Origin of the sequence: Alteromonas sp. MTD1 (genome assembly GCF_042848195.1) — a bacterium.
GTDB lineage: Bacteria > Pseudomonadota > Gammaproteobacteria > Enterobacterales > Alteromonadaceae > Alteromonas.
The window spans coordinates 43,089-68,139 of record NZ_BTGG01000001.1 but is presented as its reverse complement, the minus strand read 5'-3'; the positions used below and the strand labels follow the sequence as shown (position 1 = coordinate 68,139).

Below are 25,051 nucleotides of genomic sequence, written 5' to 3'. Positions count from 1 at the left end.
TTACTCTCTTAACGCGGCCCCAAACTCAGATTCCAGACCTTTAACCACAGTATCTACAGCTTGCTGAATCTCAGCTTCTTCCAAGGTTTTATCTGGATCTTGCAAATGAAGTGACAAAGCAAGGCTCTTGTAACCAGGTTCAATTCCCTTGCCTTTGTACTCATCGAACAAGTTTAGAGCAACTAGTTGATTTACGCCAATTTTTTCTATGTAAGAAAGTACATTTCCTACACGCACTTCATCTTTAACCGTAATTGCGATGTCGCGACGGTTAGACGGGAAGCGCGATACCGGTACAGCCGACGGTAATTTGCGTTGAATAATTGCATCTACAATTAATTCGAAAACAAATACGCGACCGTTAACACCAAGCAACTTTGTAAATTGCGGGTGTATAGCACCAATATAGCCAACTTCTTCATCATTAAGCAAAATTTTTGCAGTCATACCAGGGTGCAGTGCACTATGCTCGGCAGTAACGAACTGAAATTCTCCTGTACGCCCTGTTAATGCAAGCAATGCTTCTACATCTGCTTTAGCATCGAAGAAATCTACTGGGCTGTCGCCCAAGTCCCAATGTTCTTCGTTACGACGTCCTGCTACTACACCACCAATTACTTGCTGTTGCAATACACCATTTGGCGCATCTTGTTGAGGAATAAAGCGTAATCCGGTTTCAAACATGCGGACGCGCTGCTGCTGACGCTTCTGATTGTACGCAGTAGCACCCACTAAACCTGGCCATAAGCTAACACGCATCACCGACATATCAGATGAGATTGGGTGTGGTAACACCATACCTTTTACGTCTGGGAATAACGCATTTTGAATTTTAGGGTCGACAAACGAATAAGTAATCGCTTCGTTATAGCCACGACTTAACAACAATGACTTCATTGTATTAAGCGGAAGCATCGCCTCTTGTGAAGGTAGCATTGCCAACGTTGCTTTCGGTGCAACATTTGGAATGTTGTTATAGCCGTAAACACGAGCAATTTCTTCAATCAAATCTTCTTCAATTGAGATATCGAAACGATAGCTTGGTGCAACCGCTTCCCAGCCAGCTTCAGTTTGCGTAACGTCTAAACCTAAGCGGTTAAGCATTTCTGTTACTTTTGCATCGTCGATGCTAATGCCCAATACGCGTGTTAAACGCTCGCGACGAAGTGTAACAGTGGCCTGCTTTGGAAGCTTGTTTTCAGCAACGGCTTCTACAACAGGGCCAGCCTCACCGCCGCATATTTCAAGCACAAGTGCAGTAGCGCGCTCCATGGCTTTTCGCTGAAGCTGCGGGTCTACGCCACGCTCGTAACGGTGCGATGCATCGGTATGCAAACCATACTGACGTGCACGGCCCATAATCGCATCACGGCTAAAGAAAGCACTCTCAAGTAAGATATCTTGAGTTTCAGTAGTAACGCCTGAATGAAGGCCACCAAAGATACCCGCCATTGCCAGCGCTTTGTTGTCATCGGCAATGACTAGCGTGTTGCTTTGTAGTTTAGCTTCGGTCTCATCAAGTAACGTTAGCGTTTCGCCTTCGTTTGCCATACGCACGTTAATATTGCCTTCAATGCTGGCAAGGTTGAACGCGTGCATTGGCTGACCAAGCTCTAGCAATACAAAGTTTGTTACATCAACAATAGGGTCGATGCTGCGAATGCCGCAGCGACGTAGCTTTTCAACTAACCACAATGGCGATACCGCTTTAACGTTAACACCCTTCACTACACGCCCCAAATAACGTGGGCATGCGTCGTCAGCGCTTAACGTAATTGATAATTTGTCATCAATGGTAGCGTCTATTGCTGCAACTTCAGGTTCGCAAACGTCAAGGTTATTTAGCACACCAACTTCACGGGCGATACCGCGAATGCTCAAGCAGTCTGCACGGTTGGGCGTTAAGTCTACTTCAATGGCGTTGTCATCAAGGCCAAGGTAATCGCGAATATCCGCGCCGATAGGTGCATCAGCTGGAAGCTCGATAATACCGTCGTGATCATCGCTAATGCCTAGCTCAGAAAAACTACAAAGCATGCCGAATGACGGCTCGCCGCGAAGTTTTGCTTTCTTAATTTTAAAATCGCCTGGCAGAACGGCACCAACAACAGCCACCGCTACCTTAATGCCCTGACGGCAGTTAGGCGCACCACAAACTATGTCTAATAGTTCGTCTTCACCCACATTAATTTTCGTTACGCGCAGTTTGTCGGCATTAGGATGCTGACCGCACTCAACCACTTCCCCTACTAACACGCCTTTGAAATCGCCTGCTACGGGTTCTACGCCATCTACTTCCAGGCCAGCCATGCTCAACTGTTCAGACAACTCATGTGCCGACAGCGACGGGTTAACCCACTCTCTTAACCATTTTTCACTGAATTTCATGTGTATATCTGCCTTAGTTGAACTGCTTTAGGAAACGAAGATCGTTTTCAAAGAATGCGCGTAAATCGTTCACACCATAACGAAGCATGGTTAAGCGCTCTACGCCCATACCAAAGGCAAAGCCGGTATATTCTTCAGGATCGATACCTACTGCTTTGAGTACATTTGGGTGCACCATACCGCAGCCCAACACTTCCAGCCACTGGCCGTTTTTACCCATCACGTCAACTTCAGCAGAAGGCTCTGTAAATGGGAAATAAGATGGACGGAAACGTACCTCTAAAGACTCTTCAAAGAAATGGTGTAAGAAGTCGTGCAAAATACCTTTTAGGTCGGTAAAGCTAACGTCTTTATCTACCATCAAACCTTCCACTTGGTGGAACATTGGCGTGTGCGTTTGGTCGTAATCGTTACGGTATACACGACCTGGAGAGATAATACGCAATGGTGGTTTCTCTGCTTCCATGGTACGAATTTGAACGCCAGAGGTTTGTGTGCGAAGCATCATATCTGGGTTGAAATAAAACGTATCGTGGTCTGCTCGTGCTGGGTGATTTGCCGGAATATTCAGCGCATCAAAATTGTGGAAACCATCTTCAATTTCAGGGCCTGTTTTAACCGAAAACCCAAGTTCACCAAAGAACGATTCTATGCGCGCAATAGTGCGGCTAACCGGGTGCAAATTACCCGGCTTTTCAGTACGTCCAGGCAACGTTACATCAACTGCTTCTTCAGCTAGCTTTTTATTAAGCTCGGCAGTGCGTAAAAGCTCGCCTTTTGCTGAGATAGCTTGTTGAATAACCTGCTTGGCCTGATTAATTTTTTGGCCTGCAGCTGGACGTTCTTCGTTAGATAACTTTCCAAGCCCTTTAAGTAAGTCGGTAAGTTTACCTTTCTTACCCATGAATTCGACCCTAACTTGGTCAAGTGTGGCTGCATCTTCAGCAGCGTCAATCTGGCTTTGTGCCTGATTGATAATAGCGTCAAGCTCCATGTTTTCCTCAATATACATGATGACTGCATGGCCAAAGCATTATCAGAGTTATTCTATGCGCAATGGCTTGCCTGAAATAAAAGCGATAGTTTACACGAGTGACAGATATAAGGGCTAGCCTAGATGGCTGATATTGACAAATTTTCTAGTAAAAATTGCGTTTTTGAGGTGAGTTTGTGTTTGCAATCTGGTTTTGAAGAAATAGAAAAGAAAAAGGCGAGCATCCTGCTCGCCTTTTCCCGAAAGAACTTAAACTTAATTAGTTAATAATTAAGCTAATGCGCCTTTAGCCGCGTCGACTAATGCGCTGAAAGCTGCTTTGTCATGTACTGCGATGTCGGCAAGGATCTTACGATCGATTTCAACAGACGCTTTCTTCAAACCGTTAATGAAACGGCTGTATGACATACCATTTTGACGTGCAGCAGCGTTGATACGTGCAATCCATAGTTGACGGAATTGACGCTTGCGCTGACGACGGTCACGGTAAGCATATTGACCAGCTTTAGTTACAGCTTGTACCGCTACGCGATATACACGTGAACGTGCGCCGTAATAACCTTTTGCCTGCTTGAGGACTTTTTTGTGACGAGCACGTGCGATAGTGCCGCGTTTTACTCTAGCCATTTATCAGTCTCCTAAGTCTTATACGTAAGGCAGCATGCGCTGAACCAATTTGGTATCAGAGTCATGAACCAGTTTTTTGCCACGAAGGTGACGTTTACGCTTAGAGCTCTTCTTAGTCAAAATGTGACGTAAGTGAGACTGTTTGCTTTTAAAGCGGCCAGAACCCGTTTTCTTAAAACGCTTGGCGGCACCGCTTACAGTTTTCATTTTAGGCATTGCTAAAACTCCGCATTGTTTAATATCGGTATTTATTGTGTTGCAGTCACGTCATACCGGTTAATGTTTAGCAGCAAGGTGTTTAAGGGTGCAGATTCCTTAAAACTTTAGACCGTTACTACTTCTTATTTGGGGCTAGCACCATGATCATCTGACGGCCTTCCACACGACGTGGGAAAGACTCGCATGTAGCGATATCTTCTAAATCGGTTTTAACACGGTTTAGTAGATCGATACCGATTTCTTGGTGCGCCATTTCACGACCGCGGAAGCGGATCGTAACTTTGGCTTTATCACCACCTTCAAGAAAGCGACGCAGGTTGCGCAGTTTGACCTGGTAATCGCCTTCATCAGTGCCAGGGCGAAATTTAATCTCCTTGACCTGAATTTGCTTCTGTTTTTTCTTCTGCTCTTTCTGAGCTTTACTTTTTTCGAAGAGGAATTTGCCATAGTCCATAACTTTACAGACTGGCGGCTCGGCATTCGGACTGATTTCTACAAGATCTAGGCCCGCTTCTTCCGCGTTACGAGTAGCCTCTGCTAGAGAAACCACACCAACCTGTTCACCGTCTTTGCCAATTAATCTTACTTCTCTGGCTTTAATCTCATCGTTAATGCGGGCTTTGTCGCCCTGAGCCTTGTTGTTAGCGCCTTTAATGTGCTATTCCTCCAAACATTTAATTCTTTTGTCTGCTTTTGGGGAGCAACCTATGTTAGTTGCCAGAAAGTAAAACCAAAAGCAGACACCTTAATTGTGCATTATACACAATTTGCTCAACTACTTAATTGTCTTTTCAGAAACTTCTTGTTGAGCCATGGCAATAAAGTCTTCCAGGCGCATTTTGCCTAGGTCGTCACCGCGTCGAGAGCGCACTGCTACTTCGCCGGCTTCCATTTCTTTATCGCCCACCACCAGCATATATGGAATACGCTTTAATGTGTGCTCGCGGATTTTAAAGCCGATCTTCTCATTTCGCAAGTCAGACTTTGCTCTAAACCCTAAATTTTGCAGTTTTTTTACACAATCAGATGCGTAATCGGCTTGTTTGTCTGTAATGTTCATTACAACAACCTGCTGAGGTGCCAACCAAAGTGGGAAGAAACCTGCAAATTCCTCAGTCAATATACCAATAAAGCGTTCAAGCGACCCCAAAATCGCACGGTGGATCATAACCGGTACTTTGCGCTCACCATCTTCCCCTACATACGTAGAACCCAAACGGCCAGGCATTGAGAAGTCTAGCTGAACGGTACCGCACTGCCACGCTCGGTCTAAGCAATCGTGAAGCGTAAATTCAATTTTAGGTCCGTAGAACGCGCCTTCACCAGGCTGATAATCGAATTCGATGTTATTTGCTTTAAGGGCTTCTGCAAGCGCAGCTTCTGATTTGTCCCAAATCTCATCGGCTCCAACACGCTTTTCAGGGCGTGTAGACAGCTTCACTTTGATATCTTCAAAGCCAAACGCAGCGTATGTCTCGTACACCATCTTAATACAGTTGCTCACCTCTTCTAGGATCTGTTCTTCTGTACAGAAAATATGAGCATCGTCCTGCGTAAAGCCACGAACGCGCATAAGGCCGTGCAGTGCACCTGATGGTTCGTTACGGTGACAACAACCAAACTCCGCCATTTTTAGCGGTAGGTCGCGGTATGACTTCAAACCTTGGTTGAAAATTTGAACGTGACCTGGACAGTTCATTGGCTTAACCGCGTACTCACGCTTTTCAGATTCCGTGGTAAACATGTTGTCAGCATACTTGTCCCAGTGGCCTGACTTTTCCCACAAAGTGCGGTCCATCATTAATGGACCTTTTACCTCATCGTAGCCGTATTCACGCAGCTTCTTACGAACAAAGCTTTCAAGCTCGGTGTATATTGACCAACCATCGTTGTGCCAAAACACCATGCCCGGCGCTTCTTCTTGCCAATGGAATAAGTTTAGCGCTTTACCAATTTTACGGTGATCGCGTTTTTCTGCTTCTTCTAAGCGCTGTAGGTAAGACTTAAGCTGTTTTTTGTCGGCCCAAGCAGTACCGTAAATACGTTGAAGCATTTTATTGTCGCTGTCACCGCGCCAGTAAGCACCTGCTACTTTCATTAGTTTGAAGTGGTGACAGAACTTCATGTTTGGCACGTGAGGTCCACGACACATATCTGTGTATTCTTCATGGTGATAAAGTGCTGGGCGGTCGTCCTTGCTGATATTCTCATCAAGGATTTTTATTTTGTAGCTTTCACCACGTGCTTCAAAGGCATCACGGGCTTCTTGCCAGCTAACTTTGTTTTTAACCACGTTGTAATTCGTTTTCGCTAACTCAAGCATGCGCTTTTCTAGCTTGGCTAAATCTTCCTGAGTCAGGCTTTCTTCCATATCAACGTCGTAGTAAAAACCGTTATCGATAACGGGGCCGATAGCCATTTTAGTGTTAGGCCAAAGTTGTTTGATAGCGTGGCCTAGTAAGTGCGCGCAGCTGTGACGAAGAATTTCTAAACCGTCATCATCTTTTGCGGTGATGATTTGAAGTTGCGCGTCCGCGTCAATCATATCAACGGCATCAACTAACTCACCGTTTACTTTTCCTGCAATGGTTGCTTTGGCTAAACCAGGGCCAATGTCGTTTGCAACGTCTAGTACAGAAACAGGATTATCGAAAGCGCGCTGGCTTCCATCAGGAAGGGTAATAACTGGCATTTTATGTCCTTTACAGTGGTGACGCCTACTCTGCGCCACTTGCATATTAAAAAATTAGCGTACGTTTTAAGAATAACTTAAAAGAACACGCGGTGTGTAACCTTCAACATGCACAAAACCGAATGCCGATGAATGCGTTACACGGCTAAATAAGTCAAGAATTATAACTACTCGAAGTACAACTGCAATGGGCAAAACATGATTGTTTACTTATTCCTTTACCTCATTGGTGTTTGGGGCCACTCAAACGCTAAATGTGACTATAAAATAAGCAGTTATATATGAGTTGCCCATGAAGTGTGCAAAACGCCGAATTTGCTCCATAATTTTATAGATAAACTTTTTAACCAAAAGCCAGCCTTTAGCGAGGTGTAAGAATTCGCGTCATGCTTTGCTAATTGAGGGAATGCGGTTTTATTTGGTTCTGTATATACAACTATTTCGTTAGTTTTGCTTTCATTAAATGTGATGCAACAACGGAGCACGTATTATGTGGCACTTTATAAGCGAACATATCTCCGATACCACAAACACGCTCTTTATTTGTCAGCGCGCTGATCCTGTAAGCGGCGGCGATACGCATGAGAGTTTTATCATTCGTGATAGCCAAAAGCGTTACTTTGTGAAAACGCGTTTGTACGACGACACACAACAATTGTCGTTAGAAGCGGAAGGCCTTCAGGCTATCATTGATACGAAAACCGTTATGACACCCAGCGTTATTTGTCATGGTATAACTCGTAACGAAAGTCCCAACACCGAATATTTAGTGCTCTCTCACATTCGTTTTAAAGAACCAACCACAAACGACTATTTTACCTTAGGGGAACAGCTTGCAGCGCTTCACGCTAGCGGTGAACATACAAGCTATGGCTGGCCTCACGATAACTACATAGGTGCAAACGTACAAACTAATGGTAGGTTAGCGTCGTGGGCTGACTTTTTCGCAGAGAAACGCATAGGAAGTATGCTTGAGCGTCTTTCAGCTCAAGGCCAGTGGCACAAAAGCGACGGCGATATAGACCACATTATTATGCTAACTCGGCAAATACTGAGCCTTCACCAACCTGCGCCGTCTTTACTGCATGGCGACCTGTGGGCTGGTAATGCAGGATTTAATTCAAAGGGCCCTATATTATTCGACCCAGCAGTTTATATTGGCGATCGCGAGACTGATTTAGCGATGGCTGAATTGTTCGGTGGATTTCCAAATACTTTCTATGAAGGTTATCAGAGCGCTTACCCCATAGATAAAAATTACGTTCAAAGAAAACCAATCTATCAGCTTTACCATATTTTAAATCACGGGTTATTATTCGGCGCTCATTACATTGCACAAGCAAAAGCGATTATCGACGACATTGAAGTGGCAGTGTAACGCCTTAAAAACAATGTGACGCATTAAAAACTAAAATTAAAAAGAGATTGGCAAAACTATGGGAACAGCAGCTCCTGTTGCACTAATTACCGGTGCACCAAAGCGTATTGGCGCGACAATCGCAACACAGTTACATCTTCAAGGGTATCGAGTAATAGTGCATTACGGCAGTTCAGCCGACGAGGCACAAGCGTTGGTAGATAAATTAAATAGCCAACGCCCCTCTTCAGCGCAGTGTTTACAAGCCAACCTTTGCGAACCTGAAGACATCGAAGCACTTGCCAAGAACGCAGCTGACATTTGGGGCCGCGTGGACGTTTTGGTAAATAATGCATCGAGTTTTTATCCAACGCCATTTGGAGAAATAAAAGAAAGTGACTGGTTATCGCTTGTAGGCAGCAATGTAAAAGGCCCTTTATTTCTCACTCAAGCTTTAGCGCCTGAGCTTGCAAAAACGAAGGGGGTTGTCATCAATATGGTTGATATGCATATCGATAGACCGCTCCCACAGCACAGCGTTTATATCCTCGCAAAGTCTGGGCTTGCTTCATTAACGCGCAGTTTGGCCACTGAACTTGCACCTAATGTACGAGTAAATGGTATTGGTCCTGGGGCAATACTGTGGCCAGAACGCGCCATGGAAACAGCAGAAAAACAAAAGCTCATCGACACCATTCCACTTGGTTCGCTCGGCAGTCCACAAGACATCGCTAACGCGGTATTATTTTTAATTGACGCTTCTTACATCACTGGGCAGATCCTTTACGTAGATGGTGGCCGTAGTTTATATACAAGCGCTTCGGTATAGCGTTTATATCAACAAGGCTTAAAGGATAATTGATGCTGCAACCAACGCTCTATGCATATCGAACTCTCATTCTGTTGATGTTAAGTGCGTTAGTACTCGCAGGGTGTTTCAGCGAGCGTACAGTACAAAACAGTCTAGAAGACTACAGCGAACGGTTAGCTTACGTGCTCGATACCGAGCTACCAGAGACATTACCACCGTCGCTGCCTCCTTTGGCGGCATCATCAGTGATTAAAAATGACATTCAAGAGCTCAATATTAACCTACGAGACTTTTATGCCTTGCAAGATTGCGAACTTGGGCGCGTAGTGGCAGAGCGCAATACCTCACTAGGAAAGAGCCAACTCCCCTCTCAACGCTTGATATATGAAAGCAAGCTTTTATCGGTATTGGAAACATGCAAAAAAGCGCTTCAAGAGAGCAATGAAAACTTGGCAGCGATGATGGATGAATGGCAACACCAAAAGCGCATCGACTTTGTGAAAAGTTGGGCAAACTTAATCCAAACAAGTAAAGAAATTAGATTAGCACTCAATAACCCCGAACAGCTGCTATCAATGTCATCTGCCACTAATGCAAACACCAGTATCAACAGCTTTTTCTTTATCGACAGCGTTAAAGACACAGCGGGAGTTAGTGAAGTACGCCCTATCGACAGCGCCGAATTTGAAGCGCAACTGCAAATGATAACCTCAGTGCGACTTCCCGCATCTATGTGGCGCACGCAACTGCTATTAGCCGAACACTTAGATGCGCTGACCTTGTCACTAACGCCGAAGCTCCAGGCCATTTCATGTCCTGATGGACGCCCAACTGAACAAGCGAAAATATTGAGAAATGTGTTTTATCTTTTCTTTATTGAAGAGGTTCAGCCTGTAGGAAGCCTTATCAATCAATACCACTACAAGCTTCAGCCCCTTTGGCAGGCATGGTTAGCCCACCCTGCCTTTCACGATGATTTTAAGCACTACATAGCTACCCAAAGCAACACCAACTTTGAGCGTTACAGTACAGCAATACAAAATCATGTAAGCCTTTGGCAAGGTTTTTTGAAACGCTGCAATCTGTCGCCGGTTGCGCCAACACAAGCTTAAAGAATATTCGTTCCAGCTTCAGGGTCGCGTGAGCGACGTGCCTGCTCTCGAATTTCATCCGCATCGGTGGCAACATCATCGTCGCTGTGTCTAATTGTTCTAATTACGTGAGTTTGACGGCGGTTGCTTGTACCTTCACCGGTTTCTGGCCTATCGCTTTTTTGCGTATGACCACTTTGCCCATTACTATCTGGTGTAGCTGCCAAGCTAGCGTCTTGCATTGTAAGCGCAAGTCCTTGAGGAAAAATACGTTCTCTTGCGTCATCAGGCATGCTTATTTCTGCGGCTTCAAATGCGTTTATGATGTTTTTCATCAGCAACGACGCCATTTTTATTACACTGGTTTGCTCTACGTTTACCCAAAAGTACACTTTAACGTTATAAGTTGACGCCCCCAAGTTATCAATAAGCACTTGAGGCTCTGGGTCATCTAATACCTGTTTTTGTTGTGCAATAACGTTTCTGGCTACTTGCTGTGCGTTGTGAATATCAGCGTCATATCCAACGCCTACAACAAAGCTTCCACGCATTAATGGGTTAGCTGTTAAGTTTTTAATCACGCTCTTGTAAATTGTCGCATTAGGTATTTGGATGTGGTTCCCGTCAAAATCGACAAGTGTTGTTGCCCTTGCCGTCACCTTTTGAATTATGCCGGTGAATTCATTAACTTGCACAATATCGCCTATCCGAAAAGGTCGCTGCACCGTAAGTAATAAGCTGGATATGAAGTTTTCAGCAATATCTCTAAAAGCGAAACCTAGAATGAGCCCTACTACGCCCGTTCCGCTAACCACTGCAATAGCAAAGCCCGTTAACCCTGCGAGAAAAAGAAACAGATAAATACCGAAAACAATGAATACAAGGCTAATACTTCGTTGGATAACAGAGCGAATTAACGGTGATGTTGATGTTCTTAAAAGCGGCTTCACGAGTAAACTCGATAACGGCTTTGCTAGAAATATAAATACCGCCATAGCTGCAATGCCCACAGCTATTCCTGGCAGTCTATACATAAATGATTGCCACAACTCAAAGAGAAGTGAGTGGGCCTGATTAAAGCTACCTAACTCCGCTGCGCTATTCTCTGTTTGAACAAAAACGTCAAATGGAATTGTTGAAACCGCATTAACATCGGCGTTATCCGTAAAAAGCCGCCAAACAGGGTGGATATAATGGTGCATGCTCTCATTCCTTCAAGATAGCTAAGCTATCATTCCTTTAAATTAGCCAAGCTAGTATCAAAAACGCTTGGCAGAGTATTTACGTAGTAACCGCTTGCTCATCACTGGTGTTGGATACCTGTAAAACGGTAATGGGTTGATGGTTATTGAGTAACGACCAGATACGAGCCAAGCCCAATGGTAAATAGAAAACTGCCCCAAATCGCATGTTCGATGACCACTACCGGAGTTGAGTTTGTTTGCATATAGCGGTAGCCGAAAATCGCTCCACCGAACCACGAGATAACGACAGCAATCCAGTTTCCGTATACAAGGTGAGCAAGCCCAAAAACGAAAGTGCTAAGTGCCCAACGGGCATATTTAGATGGCAATATCTTTTTATATCGATGGAAGAAATATGTGCGGAATATTATTTCTTGAGGTATGACCGAAACCACAGGATAGATGAGCAGTGTGGCAACCCACATCCATGGTTCATTCAATGGCCAGTGTAAAAAAAGGTCAGGTTTTATCAAATACACAACAAGTGCTAATAAACTTGCCCATGGCAAAAAGAACCTTAGGGTACTTTTTAAATGTACTTTGTAGTCTGCCCAATGCCACAACTTAATGCGTTTAAATTGCTTATCTGCTAACAAGATGGCTAAACAGCACAAACCTGTTACACCCAATATCGGCATAAGATAGTCTGCAAAGTGTTTGATCCAGTAAAGCACTGCTATGGGAAGTGCAACAAAAAGTACGATCAGTTCAGACCATAACTTTGCCACGGCACACCTCATTTTTACTCATTAATGACACTTTTATGAAAGTGTAGTGCCATTACTAAAAATTTGAGAACTTGTACGCATGCTACTTTCGCCTACTTTTTCAAAGTATCTTAAATTTCTAAAAAGCGTCGTAACCAAAAGTCACTTACAACATTGAATTAGCTTGCATTTTTCTTTTCACGCCTACGTTTGTGTAAACTATCAGTTGAAACACGCGGCATTCAAATTAGCGTACTTCCGTACATTTTCACTCTTTGTAAAACATCAAGGCTTGCTGTAAAAATTGTCGCGATTTGTATAATCAACAAAAGTCGTGAAATAATTGCACTACAACAACATAGGCAGTGTGTATGTCAGAAAATACTCCGAACGACGTTATCCAGCAGATTGAAAAGCATTATGATCACCTTTCGCCGTCAAGCAAAAGTATTGCCCACTACCTTCAAAAAAACCCCATTGCAGTAATTAGCCAATCTACGTCTACCATTGCAGAGAAAACGAATACATCTAAGGCCACGGTCAGTCGATTTTTCAGACAGTTGGGGTTTGAATCTCACCAACAAGCTAAAGATGCAATTATTACACTTCGCGAACAAGGCGTACCTGTGGTACCGCCTTCAAGTAATGTTCAACAAGTTGAGAGCGAAATTAGTAACTTACGCCATACGTTTGATGGTACGTCACTTGAAAGTCTTAATGCAGTAGCCAAATTGCTTGCTAGCGCGAAACAGGTAACGCTAATTGGCTTTAGGAATGCGTATCCCATCGCTCTCCATTTTAGACAACAGCTAAAACAAATAAGGTCGTCTGTAAGAGTACTTCCACAACCTGGACAAACATTAAGCGAAGACATCATTGATTTCACAGAAGACGATGTAGTGGTGTTGTTTGGTTTTCGAAGACGCACGCGACAATTTAAGTACATATTAGAAAATATTAAACACTGCAAAATTGTATTAATTACCGATCCCACAGGCCAAATATATCGGCAGCAGGTGGCGCATTTGCTGGTATCACATATTGGCAGTGACGCCCCCTTTGACAGTTATGCTGCCCCCATGAGCCTAGTAGCAACGCTATGTAATCTTACCTACAACGAATTAGGTAACATTGCCGCACAGCGAGTAGACGCCATTACCGATATTTACCTGAAAATGGACGAGTTAGAAAACAGTAATAAGTGAATCTTGCCTGCTGTAACACCAGTTACGCCTCTAAAACGCAAGCGGCAGAATCGGCGCGCAAGAGCAACTCAGCAGAACGCAACAAACGTTTCCACTTGACTTTATCATGAAACAGTTGTTTCATGATAAGACATATAGGGAAAATACAAGTCAATAACGCGCTTTGAGTAATCCATTTACACTACTTGCCAACAATGAAACACCGGCTGATACACATTTAAGCAGTAAATTTAACAGCAATCAGGTTTTAAATGGCTTACGACTTGCGGTGAAAGATTTGTTTCATGTGCGGGGCTTACCAACGTCTGCAGGAAATCCTGATTGGTTACGCACGCATAAAGTGCCCGACGACACCAACAGTACAGTAGAGGCTTTACTTAATGCTGGTGCAATGTTCGTAGGTAAAACCATTACCGATGAACTTGCCTACAGCTTACATGGGCAAAATAAGCACTATGACGCCCTTTTAAATCCTGCAGCGCCAGAACATATTCCAGGGGGGTCGTCTTCAGGTTCAGCGGTTGCAGTAACCGCAAACCTTGCGGATATTGGTTTAGGTACTGATACAGGTGGCTCAATTCGCGTTCCGGCAAGTTACCAAGGGCTCTGGGGGCTTCGCACCAGCCATGGGGCAGTACATTGCGACAGTATGGTATCGCTTGCACCGTCGTTCGATACAGTGGGCTGGATGACCCGCGATATCGATACCATGATAGCAGTGAGTGATATTGTCTTGGCAGCTACGGTAAATAGCAATGAAGAGTACGCTGCACAGAGAACGTTAGAAAACACAACTTTTGGTATAGCAAGTCAGTTATTTTGCAATGTTGCTCATAACGAGCAGTGTGAAGCATGGCTTTCAAAACTTCGCACTACATTTCAGTGTAACGATATTGCTAATAACCAGCTTAGCGTAGAAGCAGTAGATAACGCTTCGGTTTTTCGCATATTGCAGGGTAGCGAAATTTGGCAAACACACGGCGCGTGGATTGAAGAAACATCACCTGACATTGCCAATGACATAATGCTTCGTCTTAATTGGTGTAAAAGCATTACACAGCAAGATGTGATTGACGCAAAGACGAAACAACAGCAGGTAACACAACACATAAACGCATTATTTAACAGTAATGATGTGCTTGTTATCCCTACTACACCTGGCATTGCCCCACGGATTGACGCCAGTGAAACAACATTGGCAAATGATAGAAACAGCCTGCTTACGCTTACATCCCTAGCTGGGTTAACGGGCTTACCGCAGCTACATTTGCCATTATTTACTCTACACAATGCCCCATGCGGTTTATCGCTAGTGGGCAAAAAAGGCAGCGATTTGGCCCTGCTTTCCATAGCGAAAGCACTTGTTACAACGCTCAACGAATAATCGTTTATTAATAAAGCGCGTTTTTCAACAAAAGGCTTTAATTGGCAATCTTGCAAAAGCGTAACGGCCGTGAATTTACAATGGCCTGCCAGCATTGCTGCTAAAAACTATAAGGATTAAACATGACCGACAAACCTAATATCGCTTTTACCGCGCCGCACTTTGCGGCATCTCAAGTGGGCTTGAACATACTTGAGAAAGGCGGTACCGCTATAGAAGCTATGGTAGCAGCGGCTGCATCTATTGCAGTTGAATACCCACATATGAACGGTCTAGGTGGCGATGGATTTTGGCTTATCAGTGAACCAGGAAAAGCTCCTGTAGGTATTGATGCCTCTGGTGTTGCGGCCAATGGCGCAACACCAGATTTCTATAAAAATGCCGATGTAATTCCAAGTCGTGGGGGCAAGTCGGCGTTAACTATGGCGGGCGCCGTAGCAGGCTGGCAAAAAGCACTTGATATCAGCCATACATGGCAGCAAGGGCTTCCACTTCAAACCTTACTTGATACCGCAATCAGTCAAGCCAATTGGGGTATAGAAGTAACGCAAAGCCTAGTTGATGCAAGTAATAAAACGTTTGAGGAGCTTTCAAAAGACGAGAATTTTTCGCAGTTCTTAATCAAAGGTAACGCGCTTAAAAAAGGTAAAATATTAAAACTCACCACGTTATCGAAAACGCTACAGCATTTAGCAGATAAAGGGCTAAACGACTTTTACAACGGCGAACTGGCTGAAATGCTTGCTGCAGATTTAGAAGCAGCAGGCTCTCCAATACGTATTCAAGACTTTCACAATTATGAAGCAAAAACGGTTGAGCCGTTAACGGTAACCACCAGCAAAGGAAAGTTATACAACTTACCTGCCCCTACACAAGGTGTGGCTTCGCTACTTATTCTTGCGCTGTACGACAAGGTTCAACACCTTAGCAAAACTGATGCGGATATGGTTCACCTGCTTATAGAGTGTACCAAGCAAGCATTTATTGCGCGTAACAAAAACGTGACTGATCCGTCTCGCACGCCCGTGAACCTGCAAGCCCTGCTTAGTGATGAAGTGCTTGACAAAATGGTGTCGCACATCAAAGTTGAGTCGGCACAACCTTGGCCTCATGTCGCTAAACCTGGCGACACAATCTGGATGGGCTGCTGTGACAGCGAAGGCCGTATGGTGAGCTACATTCAATCGCTTTATTGGGAGTTTGGCTCTGGCGTAGTAAGTCCACAAACCGGCATTGTGTGGAACAACCGCGGTACGTCATTCTCTCTCGATCCACAGAGTAATCAATTCCTCGCTCCGGGGTTAAAACCGTTTCATACCCTTAACCCAGCGTTTGCCGAACTTAGTGATGGTAGAAGAATGAGTTATGGCACCATGGGCGGCGAGGGGCAGCCACAAACACAAGCCGCTTTATTTGCGCGTCATGTTTACCATCAACAACCCATAGCAAAAGCTATTTCACTAGGTCGCTGGTTACTAGGTCGAACCTGGGGAGATGAAAGTCATAATTTAAAGGCAGAACGTGACCTTGTTGATTACGTTGGTGACAGCTTATTGGCGCGAGGACACGATATGGTAACCGTGACACCGTGCAATGAATTATTGGGCCATGCAGGCGCTATTATTCGTGATACCGACGGTGTAGTGAGTGGCGCAAGCGACCCTAGAAGCGACGGCAAAGCCTTCACTGGTCGTATTTAACGGCTCATTTGCTTTCTTAATATTAAGAGATAAAACATGCAGTTTTTATTAGATAACATTTCAACAATTGCTTCCTTAGTAGGTACCGGTATTTTCGCTGGACTACTGGCTGGAATGCTAGGAGTGGGTGGCGGCATAGTCATTGTGCCTGTACTTTTCTTTTTGTTTCAAGCACTCGGCGTAAGTGCAGAGAGCGCAATGGTAATTGCTACCGCAACGTCACTTGCCACAATAGTGCCTACATCGGTCAGCTCTATCCGCGCTCACCATGCAAAAGGAAACGTAGATTTCGCACTTTTAAAAGCATGGGCAGTGTTTATTCTTGCTGGCGTGCTACTCGGCAGCTATGCGGTGACTATTGTGAACCCCACCTACCTCACACTGTTGTTTGGGGCTATCGCAACGCTTTCTGCACTAAACATGTTGATTGGCCGCAAAGAAGCCTTGTTCAATGGACTACCTGGAAAAGGTGGTCAATCGGTTATGGCAACATGCATTGGCCTTTTCAGCTCAATGGTAGGTATAGGCGGAGGAACTTTGACGGTACCTACCCTCACCTTCTGTAATTACCCCGCACACAAAGCGGTGGGAACAGCAGCTGCCGTTGGACTCATCATATCTTTACCGGCAGCTATCACATTACTTACGGTAGGTGACACACCAGCAGATGCACCGTTTGCCACTTATGGCTATGTAAATTTACTCGGCTTTGCGTGCATCGTACCGTTAACCGTTTTGTTCGCGCCAGTGGGTGCCAATATCGCAAACAAACTCGATGCCGGTTTACTAAAGAAAATCTTCGCCATCGTTCTTATCATCACCGGCGTGCGCATGCTTGCACAAGTCATGCTTTAGGAGGTCAATATGCAATACTTTTCAGAGCTTTCTCCCCCACCTCGTTTGCTAATGGGCCCTGGCCCGATTAACTGCTACCCACGCGTGTTATCCGCTATGGCTACGCAGTTGGTGGGCCAGTACGACCCTGTAATGACCACCTACATGAATGAAACCATGGCGCTGTACCGCGATGTTTTTAATACAAAAAATAAACAAACATTTTTGGTAAATGGTACTTCTCGCGCGGGTATTGAGGCCGTACTAGTTTCAGCCATAGAGCCTGGCGATAAAGTACTTGTACCTATTTTTGGCCGCTTTGGTCATTTGCTAGCAGAAATAGCCGAACGCGCAGATGCTGAAGTACATACCATAGAGGTACCATGGGGCGAAGTATTTACACCCGAGCAAATTGAAAGTGCGGTTGAAAAAATCAAACCCAAACTGCTTGCAATAGTACAAGGTGATACCTCGACTACCATGCTTCAACCACTTGCTGGTATTGGTGAGATTTGCGAAAGGCATAACGTACTTTTTTATTGCGATGCTACTGCATCTATTTGCGGTAACCCGCTTGAAGTAGATGCATGGAAACTGGATGCTGTATCAGTAGGGTTGCAGAAGTGTCTAGGTGGTCCCTCTGGCAGTGCACCAGTTACCTTAAGCGATAAATTTGTTAGCGTAGTGCGACAGCGGCAGCACGTAGAAGCAGGTATTCGCGATGCGCATCACGAAAATGCGCAAGGCCCAAGAATACGCTCAAACTACTTTGATCTTCCTATGATCATGAATTATTGGGGCGAAGAGCGTCTAAATCATCACACTGAAGCTGCCAGTATGCTTTACTGCGCCAGAGAATGCGCTCGAGTGCACCTTGAAGAAGGTCAAAAGCAGGTTATTGCTCGTCACAAAGCTGCAGGTGACGCTATGCTCGCAGGAATACAAGCCATGGGCCTAGAGCCATTTGGTAACCTTAAGCACAAAATGTATAACGTCGTTGGGGTACATATTCCTGATGGTGTTGAGGGAGAGGTGGTTCGCGAAACCCTGCTCCATCGCTTCAATATTGAAATTGGTACCAGCTTCGGGCCGCTGAAGGGAAAGATTTGGCGAATAGGTACCATGGGGTATAACGCCCGTGAGGATGCCGTTTTACATACGCTTCAGTCACTTGAAACTGTGCTAAGAATGCAAGGCTTTTCGGTGCCCGCAGGCAGTGGCGTTGATGCAGCAATTTCTGTTTACGATAAAGTAAGAAACACAGGCAGAGTTAATGAGTGAGTTCAAAGAGCTTGCTACGCAAGTGATGGCGCGCTGTGAAACGTTAGGGACATTAAGTCAGGACAAACATTGTTTAGATAGAAGATACCTTACCGAGCAACATAAGCTAGCAAATCAATTAGCCTCTGGCTGGATGATAGAAGCAGGCATGACAACATGGCAAGATGCCGTGGGTAATGTATGGGGGCGCTACACGTCTAGTGTACCAAACGCGCCACGTCTCATTTTAGGGAGCCATTTAGACACAGTTCCAAATGGCGGAAAATATGATGGAATGTTGGGCGTGGTAAGTGCCATTTCCATTGTTACCATGTTTGACGGGCTAAACATTAAGTTTCCATTTCATATAGATATTGTTGGATTCTGTGATGAGGAAGGTACACGATTTGGCACCACACTGCTTGGCAGTCGCGCACTAACAGGTAAATGGCAAGAAAATTGGCGATATCTGAAAGACGAAAGAGGCATTAGCCTTGAACAAGCTTTGCAAAACTTCGGTTTGAATTTTGATGCCATAGCAAGTGCCAGTATTTCTCGTACAGATATTTTAGGCTACCTTGAACTTCACATAGAGCAAGGTCCAGTGCTTGAACAACACAACCTTCCAGTGGGAGTGGTTAGTGCAATTGCAGGCGCCCGGCGCTTCAATTTTACCGTGGAAGGTATGGCCGGCCACGCAGGCACGGTGCCAATGTCTATGCGTCACGACGCACTATGCGCTGCCGCCGAAATGATTTTAGCAGTTGAGTCTGTTAGCGCACAAGACCACGGCGTGGTAGCTACCGTAGGTAAAATCGACAATGCACCGAACGGTGTGAATGTAATTTCAGGTAGAACCCACTTCTCGCTTGATATTCGTAGTGAAGACGATGATTTAAGAGACAACGCGCTACACGTAATAATTACACACCTAAACAACATCGCTAGTAATAGAAATGTGAAGTTAAGTATGGAGCAAACGCATATTGCGCCTGCTGTACACTGTGATAAACAGCTAAAAGCTGCGTTAATTAAAGGCGTGGAAGAAAGCGGTTTACACACGCACATCCTTGCATCTGGTGCAGGACATGATGCCATGGCAATGGCAGAAATATGCCCTGTTGGCATGCTTTTCACACGCTGTAAAGGCGGCATTAGCCATCACCCTGCCGAGTCTGTTACTGAGTATGACGTTGAAGCTAGTCTGTCAGTGCTATTCAACACTATTAAGCATTTAACCCATAGCTAATACGCCATAGCCTTGCACTTGCACTTGCACTTGCACTTGCACTTGCACTTGCACTTGCACTAGGCAAAAGCTTGAAATATTCAGATGCCTAGTACTAAACAATATGGACCAATAATGAACATAACCCGAATTTACAACGACGAGTATGGAAAAAGCCACTTTGGTGAAATTACCATTCCACTTAAAGACGGCGGCCCTATTGGTTTATTGTCTGAAAAGTTTGACGCAGATAAGATTATTTTTCGCGAAACCCCTGCCGATTATGATTTCAAATGGCATACCGCTCCGGCCAGGCAGTTTTTGTTTATTATAAAAGGTCGCGCGGAATTTACCGTATCAAACGGTGAACAGCGTGAGTTTGGTGCAGGAGATGTTCTGCTACTTGAAGATACTGAAGGCCAAGGCCATTGCTCGAAAGCGCTAAATAATGAAGTACGCCATTCTATTTTTGTTACCCTACCTGACGAGACAATTTTTTAGTGCTTTCACTTTGTGTTAGCACGTCCTGATAGCATCACACATACACTCCCCCCTTTTCTGTTTGCCGCTATTTCCCCGCGATATCTACCAGCTATTCCTAGCCAGCCATACCAAAAGAAGAACTCACCTCCTTCACATGGTGTTTTCACTTTTAATTTTGCATTGTGTTTACGTTTTTCAATAACTACAAACAATCTTGCACGTGGTTGATATTCTTAAGCACCTGAGGGGCTCTTCGTTTACCAATAAAAGTTATTCACCAGTAAAAGTTGTTCACCAATAACTATTGCACAAGCCGTTTTAACATCACCAAAGTAGTGCATTGTTGTCTTTAAAAATAACGTAAAAGCAGCAAACAAAAGCCGTTCACACAAAAATAACAATATTAGAACAACATAATATTTTTAAATCCATATAATTCAGCCACTTAGAAGCAGGTTAAAAGTTGACCAGCTGGACAAGAAGTTGGCATCCATTCTGCTTCTAGCAAGGCGTAAGCGCGTATTGCACAAAAAAAGCTCACACATAATGAGCACTAAAAATAACGAGGAAACAATGAAAAACACTACATTCACACTTTCTCCCTTGGCTAAAGCTATAGCTATTAGCTCAGCATTTGCACTGTCGGCAAACGTTTTAGCACAAGAGGAAAAATCAAAAGACGCTGACGTTGAGAAAATTGAAGTTAAAGGCTCTTTAGGAAGCCTACCTGGCCAAGACGTCGAGTCTGTATTTGGTTTTGGTAAATCAATTCTTGAAACACCGCGTTCAGCATCAACCATTTCACAAGCACAGATGGAACGTTTTAATGTTACTGACATCGACGAGCTAGTTGCGTTTGCACCGGGTACGTTTACGCAGTCTTTCTTTGGCGTAGCGGGCTCGCTAGATGTGCGTGGTACGCCTGGCGAAACCTACTTTAGAGGTGTAAGACGACTAGATAACCCGGGTAACTACCCTACTCCTATCGGCGCTTCAAGCCGAATTGACATTGTACGTGGTCCAGCATCTCCTATTTATGGCCCTTCAAAAATTGGCGGCTATCTAAACTTTAACCCTAAATCGGCACGTGCTTCATCGGGTCAATATTTAGAGACAGCAACCGGTGCCCTTTCTTATACGGCAGGCTCGTGGGACAAAAGTATCCTTACCGCGGAAGTTGGTGGTCCGGCTGAAGTGGGTGGTAAAGAAATGGGTTACTACTTGTACGGTGAACTAGAGAACTCTGATAGCTATTACGAAAACACACAAACCGACCAAACGGTTTTACAAGCATCTTTCAACATTGATATTACCGATAACCTACGCTTCGAGTTTGGCGGTATGTATCATGACTACGATGGAAACCAGGTTGCAGGTTGGAACCGCTTAACACAGGATCTTGTTGACAACGGTACCTATATTACAGGTACAGCACTACCTTTAGATACCGACGGTGACGGACAGATCAGCCATGAAGAATATGGTGCAGTAAACATAGCGGGTAATAGCTTCTTTTACGTACCTGCATCTGCATTCACCGACGATGAAGCCACTGAGCTAATGCAGCTTCAGAATGTGGGTACAACTACACTTCGAGGAGACCAAGTATTGGTTGCGCCAGACGACCAGCTTGGCAATGAAGCCATTACATTGTACTTCGACACTATCTACTATTCTGATAATTGGGAAATTCGTAACCAATTCTTCTACGACGCTTATGAAAACATTAATGAAAACGCCTATGGTTTTTCACAGTTTCACGATAGCTGGGTAATAGAAGATAAAGTTGTTTTTGCTACGGAATATGAGAACGATAGCTTGCTAGCGCAATTTCAATTCTCGCCTTCTGTACGTTATACCGACTTTAAACACGGCGATGATTTCACTTACGAATATTTTAACCGCCGTGACCTAACTATGCCTTCATCAGCATTAGACCGTCGTTTGCTATCTACTCGTTCAGGAAAGAACTTCGACAACTACGACGTGGGTAATTATTTGAATTTAGGTGTGGCAGCAATGACTGACCTAACGTGGGACTGGGGCCTAAACCTAGTATTGGGTCTTCGCTACGACACCATTGATATAGAAAGTACTTCTCGCACAGATTTATTGCTTGGCGCAACCGGTGACGAAACACCAGAATATGCAGAAGAAACCGTTAACGGCTGGTCTTGGAATACCAGTATTTCCTACGAGTTTGAAAATGGTCTTATTCCTTACATCACACTTGCCGAACAAGCTACATTGGTTGCCGGTCAAGGTGCTGAAATTGGTGTTGGCCAGCTAAATCAAGAAGGCGGGTCTGGTGCTTTTGATACGTCGGATCTTATTGAATACGGTATTAAAGGCTCTTTGTTAGATGACACGCTATATTTTGCGCTATCGTCATTTGAACAAGAACGAACCGACTTTAACACGCAAAATACAGTAACAAACAATACAACCAACAACAAAGGTACTGAGTTTGAGCTTCGCTGGGTTGTGAACGACAACCTTGTTATGTCGGCCGGTTACACCAACATAAAGGTTATCAACTTAACAGCCAGAGAAAACGGCAATCAGTTCGGCTTCCTAGGTGCTGAAGACCTTGTTAACCTTACTGATCCATCATTGGTATTCGGCGGAAACGTTATTGGGCTCAACCTAATTGGTGAAGGTTTCGCGAACACTGATGGTAGAAAGGCAGGGATACCTGAAAACATTTACACGCTAACTGCAACCTATGACTTCCAAAATGGTTATGCGGCGAACGTTAGCGTAATTGATGTAGAAGAAGTAGCATCAGGCTTCTCAGCGTCGGTGATGCTGCCTGCTTACACCTTGGTAAATGCTGGTGTGTCATATCAAGCAGAAGACTGGACATTTAACTTAACCGTTAAGAACTTAACTGATGAACGTTATTTCCGTTCAAACTTCCCTGACCTGTTTGGTAGTCAAATTGTACTGCCTGAACTTCCTCGTCACTGGAACGCAAGGTTCACATACAAGTTCTAATTTAGCTTGTGGTTAACGCTCTTTACTATAAAGAGCGTTAACGCTTTATTGTACTTTATTTGTTTTTTAACTTGGGGGGTTAGTGCGCAGCATCTGTCCTTTTGCTGCCAAGTACTAGGCTATTGTCGACTTCTTAAGCAACATATTTTTGAGTTGTTGCGCCACATCTTTACCGGTAATAGGTTTTGCAAGAAAATCTAACATACCAGCATTCAAACAGATTGCTTTGTCGTCTTCACTTGTATTCGCGGTAACCGCAATTATGGCGCCATTACGCCCTAGAAGCTGCTCTTGCAGTATTACGTGCGTTGCGCCAACACCATCAAGTAGAGGCATGGCATAGTCCATAAACACTAGGTCATACTGTTTTTCCCTTGCCCGTTGCACCGCAACCTCGCCATTTTCTGCCTCATCAGGTACATAACCATATTTTTCAAGCATCGACCCAAGCACTAAGCGATTAATGTCATTGTCGTCTACTACTAAAATATTTAACGGTAGACCAAGTAAATCAGAAGAGATAGAAACAGCGTTATCTTGCTCTACTTCAGCGTCAGCAACCTCTACCGGCAAAGTAACATCAAAGCAGCTTCCTTTCCCAGGCGTTGAGCGTACGTCTAATTCACCGTCCATTCGCTCAACCAACTGATTAATAATAGAAAGGCCTAAACCATTACCGTTTAAGTCTTCAGACGCATTTAGCCTGTCATTCTCAAACGGTCTAAACATATTTGTTAATTCTGATTCACCCATTCCAACACCGGAGTCTTCAACCGATACTAACAGTACATGGTTACCGCTTCGCTGCTTAAGTGATACATGTATCGACACAAACCCTGTGTCGGTAAATTTGACAGCATTCGATAACAAATGAGTAATAACCTGGCTTATGCGCGCAGCATCACCGTGGATGTAGGTAAGGTCGTCAAAAGAGAGCGCTGCGAATAAACGAATACCTTTGTCTTTACACGTACTTTTGTGTGCGTCAACGATATCTTCAACGAGCGAGCGAATACAAAAATCACTGTACTTCAACGTAAGTTCACCGTTGATAATAGCGGTATAGTCCAGTACGTCATTTATAAGCGAGAGCAAACGGTCGGCACTGTGCAGCGCGAGGTCTGCTTTTTTTTGCCTTATTCCATCTCGAGCTTCAAATTTAATGGCTTGAAGCATGCCAGTTATCCCGTTTAGAGGCGTTTTAAGTTCATGGCTAATGCGAGAAAGCAACATACCACGCTGGCGTGAAGCCCGTTGTGCTTCCCTTTTTTCATGCTCTAGTTCAAGGCGCAGTTTTACCGAGTTGTCTACATTTTGAAATGTACCAAACAACCTAACGCACTTGCCATTACGCATCTCCACCATGCCATGGGTTTCAATCCAAACCGAATTTCCCTTGGCAGTTACCAGTTGAAGTGTGGCATTCCAGGGCTCTCCCGTTTTTATTGCATGTGAAACTATACGAGTGATCTCGTCGCGATCGTAACCTTCTTTGTAAAAACCGATAGCAGTTTCCAAGGATGGCACGTAATTAGAGGGAACTTCGTGAATTGCTTTTGTTTGTGAGGACCAGCTAATTTCACTGTTTTCGAGGTCTACTGCCCAAGTACCAATATTGGCAACGCTCTGTAGTTTCTCATACAGCGTATTATGCGAGCAGTCTTTTGTTATACCCTCTAAATCCTCGGAAATCGAACGCTCAGACGTATTATGTCTACTCGACTGTTCATCAAAATTATCCATATTTGACGTCCACACGCTTAAAGAGGTTGAAGGAAAAAGAGTACGATGCTACTTTCGTAACTATAAGCCTCTAGGTGGCGTGAGGAT

General features: G+C 44.4%; 20 protein-coding genes. 11 read left to right on the top strand and 9 right to left on the bottom strand.

Features of this window, described 5'->3' with window-relative positions:
* From pheT to thrS, 6 genes are all read right to left on the bottom strand, one after another.
* Window positions 1–2,388 carry a phenylalanine--tRNA ligase subunit beta gene (pheT, locus tag ACGHAV_RS00300; protein ID WP_390374883.1) on the bottom strand — a complete coding sequence of 796 codons (2,388 nt, stop codon included), beginning with the start codon at window positions 2,386–2,388 and terminating at the stop codon, window positions 1–3.
* Window positions 2,389–2,401: 13 nt separating this feature from the next.
* Complete coding sequence (gene pheS / locus ACGHAV_RS00295) at window positions 2,402–3,382, bottom strand: phenylalanine--tRNA ligase subunit alpha (protein ID WP_390376012.1); 981 nt, start codon at window positions 3,380–3,382, stop codon at window positions 2,402–2,404.
* A 270-nt stretch (window positions 3,383–3,652) separates the two neighbouring features.
* A complete protein-coding gene (gene rplT, locus ACGHAV_RS00290) occupies window positions 3,653–4,009 on the bottom strand; it encodes a 50S ribosomal protein L20 (RefSeq protein WP_070174515.1) in 357 nt (118 codons plus the stop codon).
* A gap of 18 nt (window positions 4,010–4,027) precedes the next feature.
* Window positions 4,028–4,225 (bottom strand): 50S ribosomal protein L35, encoded by a 198-nt coding sequence (rpmI, locus tag ACGHAV_RS00285; protein WP_012518091.1) that lies wholly within the window; start codon window positions 4,223–4,225, stop codon window positions 4,028–4,030.
* A 118-nt stretch (window positions 4,226–4,343) separates the two neighbouring features.
* The gene (gene infC, locus ACGHAV_RS00280) at window positions 4,344–4,883 is read right to left on the bottom strand and encodes a translation initiation factor IF-3 (RefSeq protein ID WP_390376009.1); all 540 of its coding nucleotides are present in this window, start codon (window positions 4,881–4,883) and stop codon (window positions 4,344–4,346) included.
* A 120-nt stretch (window positions 4,884–5,003) separates the two neighbouring features.
* Window positions 5,004–6,920, bottom strand: coding sequence for a threonine--tRNA ligase (gene thrS, locus ACGHAV_RS00275; protein ID WP_390374875.1), 1,917 nt, complete (start codon window positions 6,918–6,920; stop codon window positions 5,004–5,006).
* A 490-nt stretch (window positions 6,921–7,410) separates the two neighbouring features.
* Between thrS and ACGHAV_RS00270 the strand changes: the two genes are divergently transcribed.
* From ACGHAV_RS00270 to ACGHAV_RS00260, 3 genes are read left to right on the top strand one after another with little or no spacing between them, the layout of a single operon-like run.
* A complete protein-coding gene (locus tag ACGHAV_RS00270; protein ID WP_390374872.1) occupies window positions 7,411–8,298 on the top strand; it encodes a fructosamine kinase family protein in 888 nt (295 codons plus the stop codon).
* A gap of 58 nt (window positions 8,299–8,356) precedes the next feature.
* Window positions 8,357–9,106 carry a pteridine reductase gene (locus ACGHAV_RS00265; RefSeq protein WP_390374869.1) on the top strand — a complete coding sequence of 250 codons (750 nt, stop codon included), beginning with the start codon at window positions 8,357–8,359 and terminating at the stop codon, window positions 9,104–9,106.
* Window positions 9,107–9,138: 32 nt separating this feature from the next.
* Complete coding sequence (locus ACGHAV_RS00260) at window positions 9,139–10,200, top strand: DUF3080 family protein (protein WP_390374866.1); 1,062 nt, start codon at window positions 9,139–9,141, stop codon at window positions 10,198–10,200.
* On the opposite strand, the gene ACGHAV_RS00255 is transcribed toward ACGHAV_RS00260, so the two are convergent.
* Both ACGHAV_RS00255 and ACGHAV_RS00250 read right to left on the bottom strand, forming a co-directional pair.
* A complete protein-coding gene (locus ACGHAV_RS00255) occupies window positions 10,197–11,381 on the bottom strand; it encodes a mechanosensitive ion channel family protein (protein WP_390374863.1) in 1,185 nt (394 codons plus the stop codon). The two genes, ACGHAV_RS00260 and ACGHAV_RS00255, sit on opposite strands and share 4 nt — an antisense overlap.
* A gap of 143 nt (window positions 11,382–11,524) precedes the next feature.
* A complete protein-coding gene (locus ACGHAV_RS00250) occupies window positions 11,525–12,151 on the bottom strand; it encodes a CPBP family intramembrane glutamic endopeptidase (protein WP_390374860.1) in 627 nt (208 codons plus the stop codon).
* Between the two features lie 350 nt (window positions 12,152–12,501).
* Between ACGHAV_RS00250 and ACGHAV_RS00245 the strand changes: the two genes are divergently transcribed.
* The 8 genes from ACGHAV_RS00245 (at window position 12,502) to ACGHAV_RS00210 (ending at window position 23,221) form a co-directional block, all read left to right on the top strand.
* Complete coding sequence (locus ACGHAV_RS00245; RefSeq protein ID WP_390374857.1) at window positions 12,502–13,335, top strand: MurR/RpiR family transcriptional regulator; 834 nt, start codon at window positions 12,502–12,504, stop codon at window positions 13,333–13,335.
* 163 nt (window positions 13,336–13,498) lie between these two features.
* On the top strand, window positions 13,499–14,719 hold the full coding sequence (locus ACGHAV_RS00240) for an amidase (protein WP_390374854.1): 1,221 nt from the start codon (window positions 13,499–13,501) through the stop codon (window positions 14,717–14,719).
* A 122-nt stretch (window positions 14,720–14,841) separates the two neighbouring features.
* Entirely contained in the window at window positions 14,842–16,419 is a 1,578-nt protein-coding gene (locus ACGHAV_RS00235) for a gamma-glutamyltransferase family protein (RefSeq protein WP_390374851.1), read from the top strand.
* 36 nt (window positions 16,420–16,455) lie between these two features.
* Complete coding sequence (locus ACGHAV_RS00230) at window positions 16,456–17,274, top strand: sulfite exporter TauE/SafE family protein (RefSeq protein ID WP_390374848.1); 819 nt, start codon at window positions 16,456–16,458, stop codon at window positions 17,272–17,274.
* Window positions 17,275–17,283: 9 nt separating this feature from the next.
* Entirely contained in the window at window positions 17,284–18,534 is a 1,251-nt protein-coding gene (locus ACGHAV_RS00225) for a pyridoxal-phosphate-dependent aminotransferase family protein (RefSeq protein WP_390374846.1), read from the top strand.
* Window positions 18,527–19,762, top strand: a complete 1,236-nt coding sequence (locus ACGHAV_RS00220; protein WP_390374843.1) for an allantoate amidohydrolase — start codon at window positions 18,527–18,529, stop codon at window positions 19,760–19,762. Before ACGHAV_RS00225 ends, ACGHAV_RS00220 begins: the two co-directional genes overlap by 8 nt.
* 114 nt (window positions 19,763–19,876) lie before the next feature.
* Window positions 19,877–20,242: a cupin domain-containing protein gene (locus tag ACGHAV_RS00215; protein WP_390374840.1), complete on the top strand. Its 366-nt coding sequence runs from the start codon at window positions 19,877–19,879 to the stop codon at window positions 20,240–20,242.
* A gap of 555 nt (window positions 20,243–20,797) precedes the next feature.
* On the top strand, window positions 20,798–23,221 hold the full coding sequence (locus ACGHAV_RS00210; RefSeq protein WP_390374837.1) for a TonB-dependent siderophore receptor: 2,424 nt from the start codon (window positions 20,798–20,800) through the stop codon (window positions 23,219–23,221).
* A 114-nt stretch (window positions 23,222–23,335) separates the two neighbouring features.
* Here ACGHAV_RS00210 and ACGHAV_RS00205 read toward each other — a convergent pair whose 3' ends face one another.
* Window positions 23,336–24,964 (bottom strand): ATP-binding protein, encoded by a 1,629-nt coding sequence (locus tag ACGHAV_RS00205; RefSeq protein ID WP_390374835.1) that lies wholly within the window; start codon window positions 24,962–24,964, stop codon window positions 23,336–23,338.
* Window positions 24,965–25,051 lie beyond the last annotated feature (87 nt).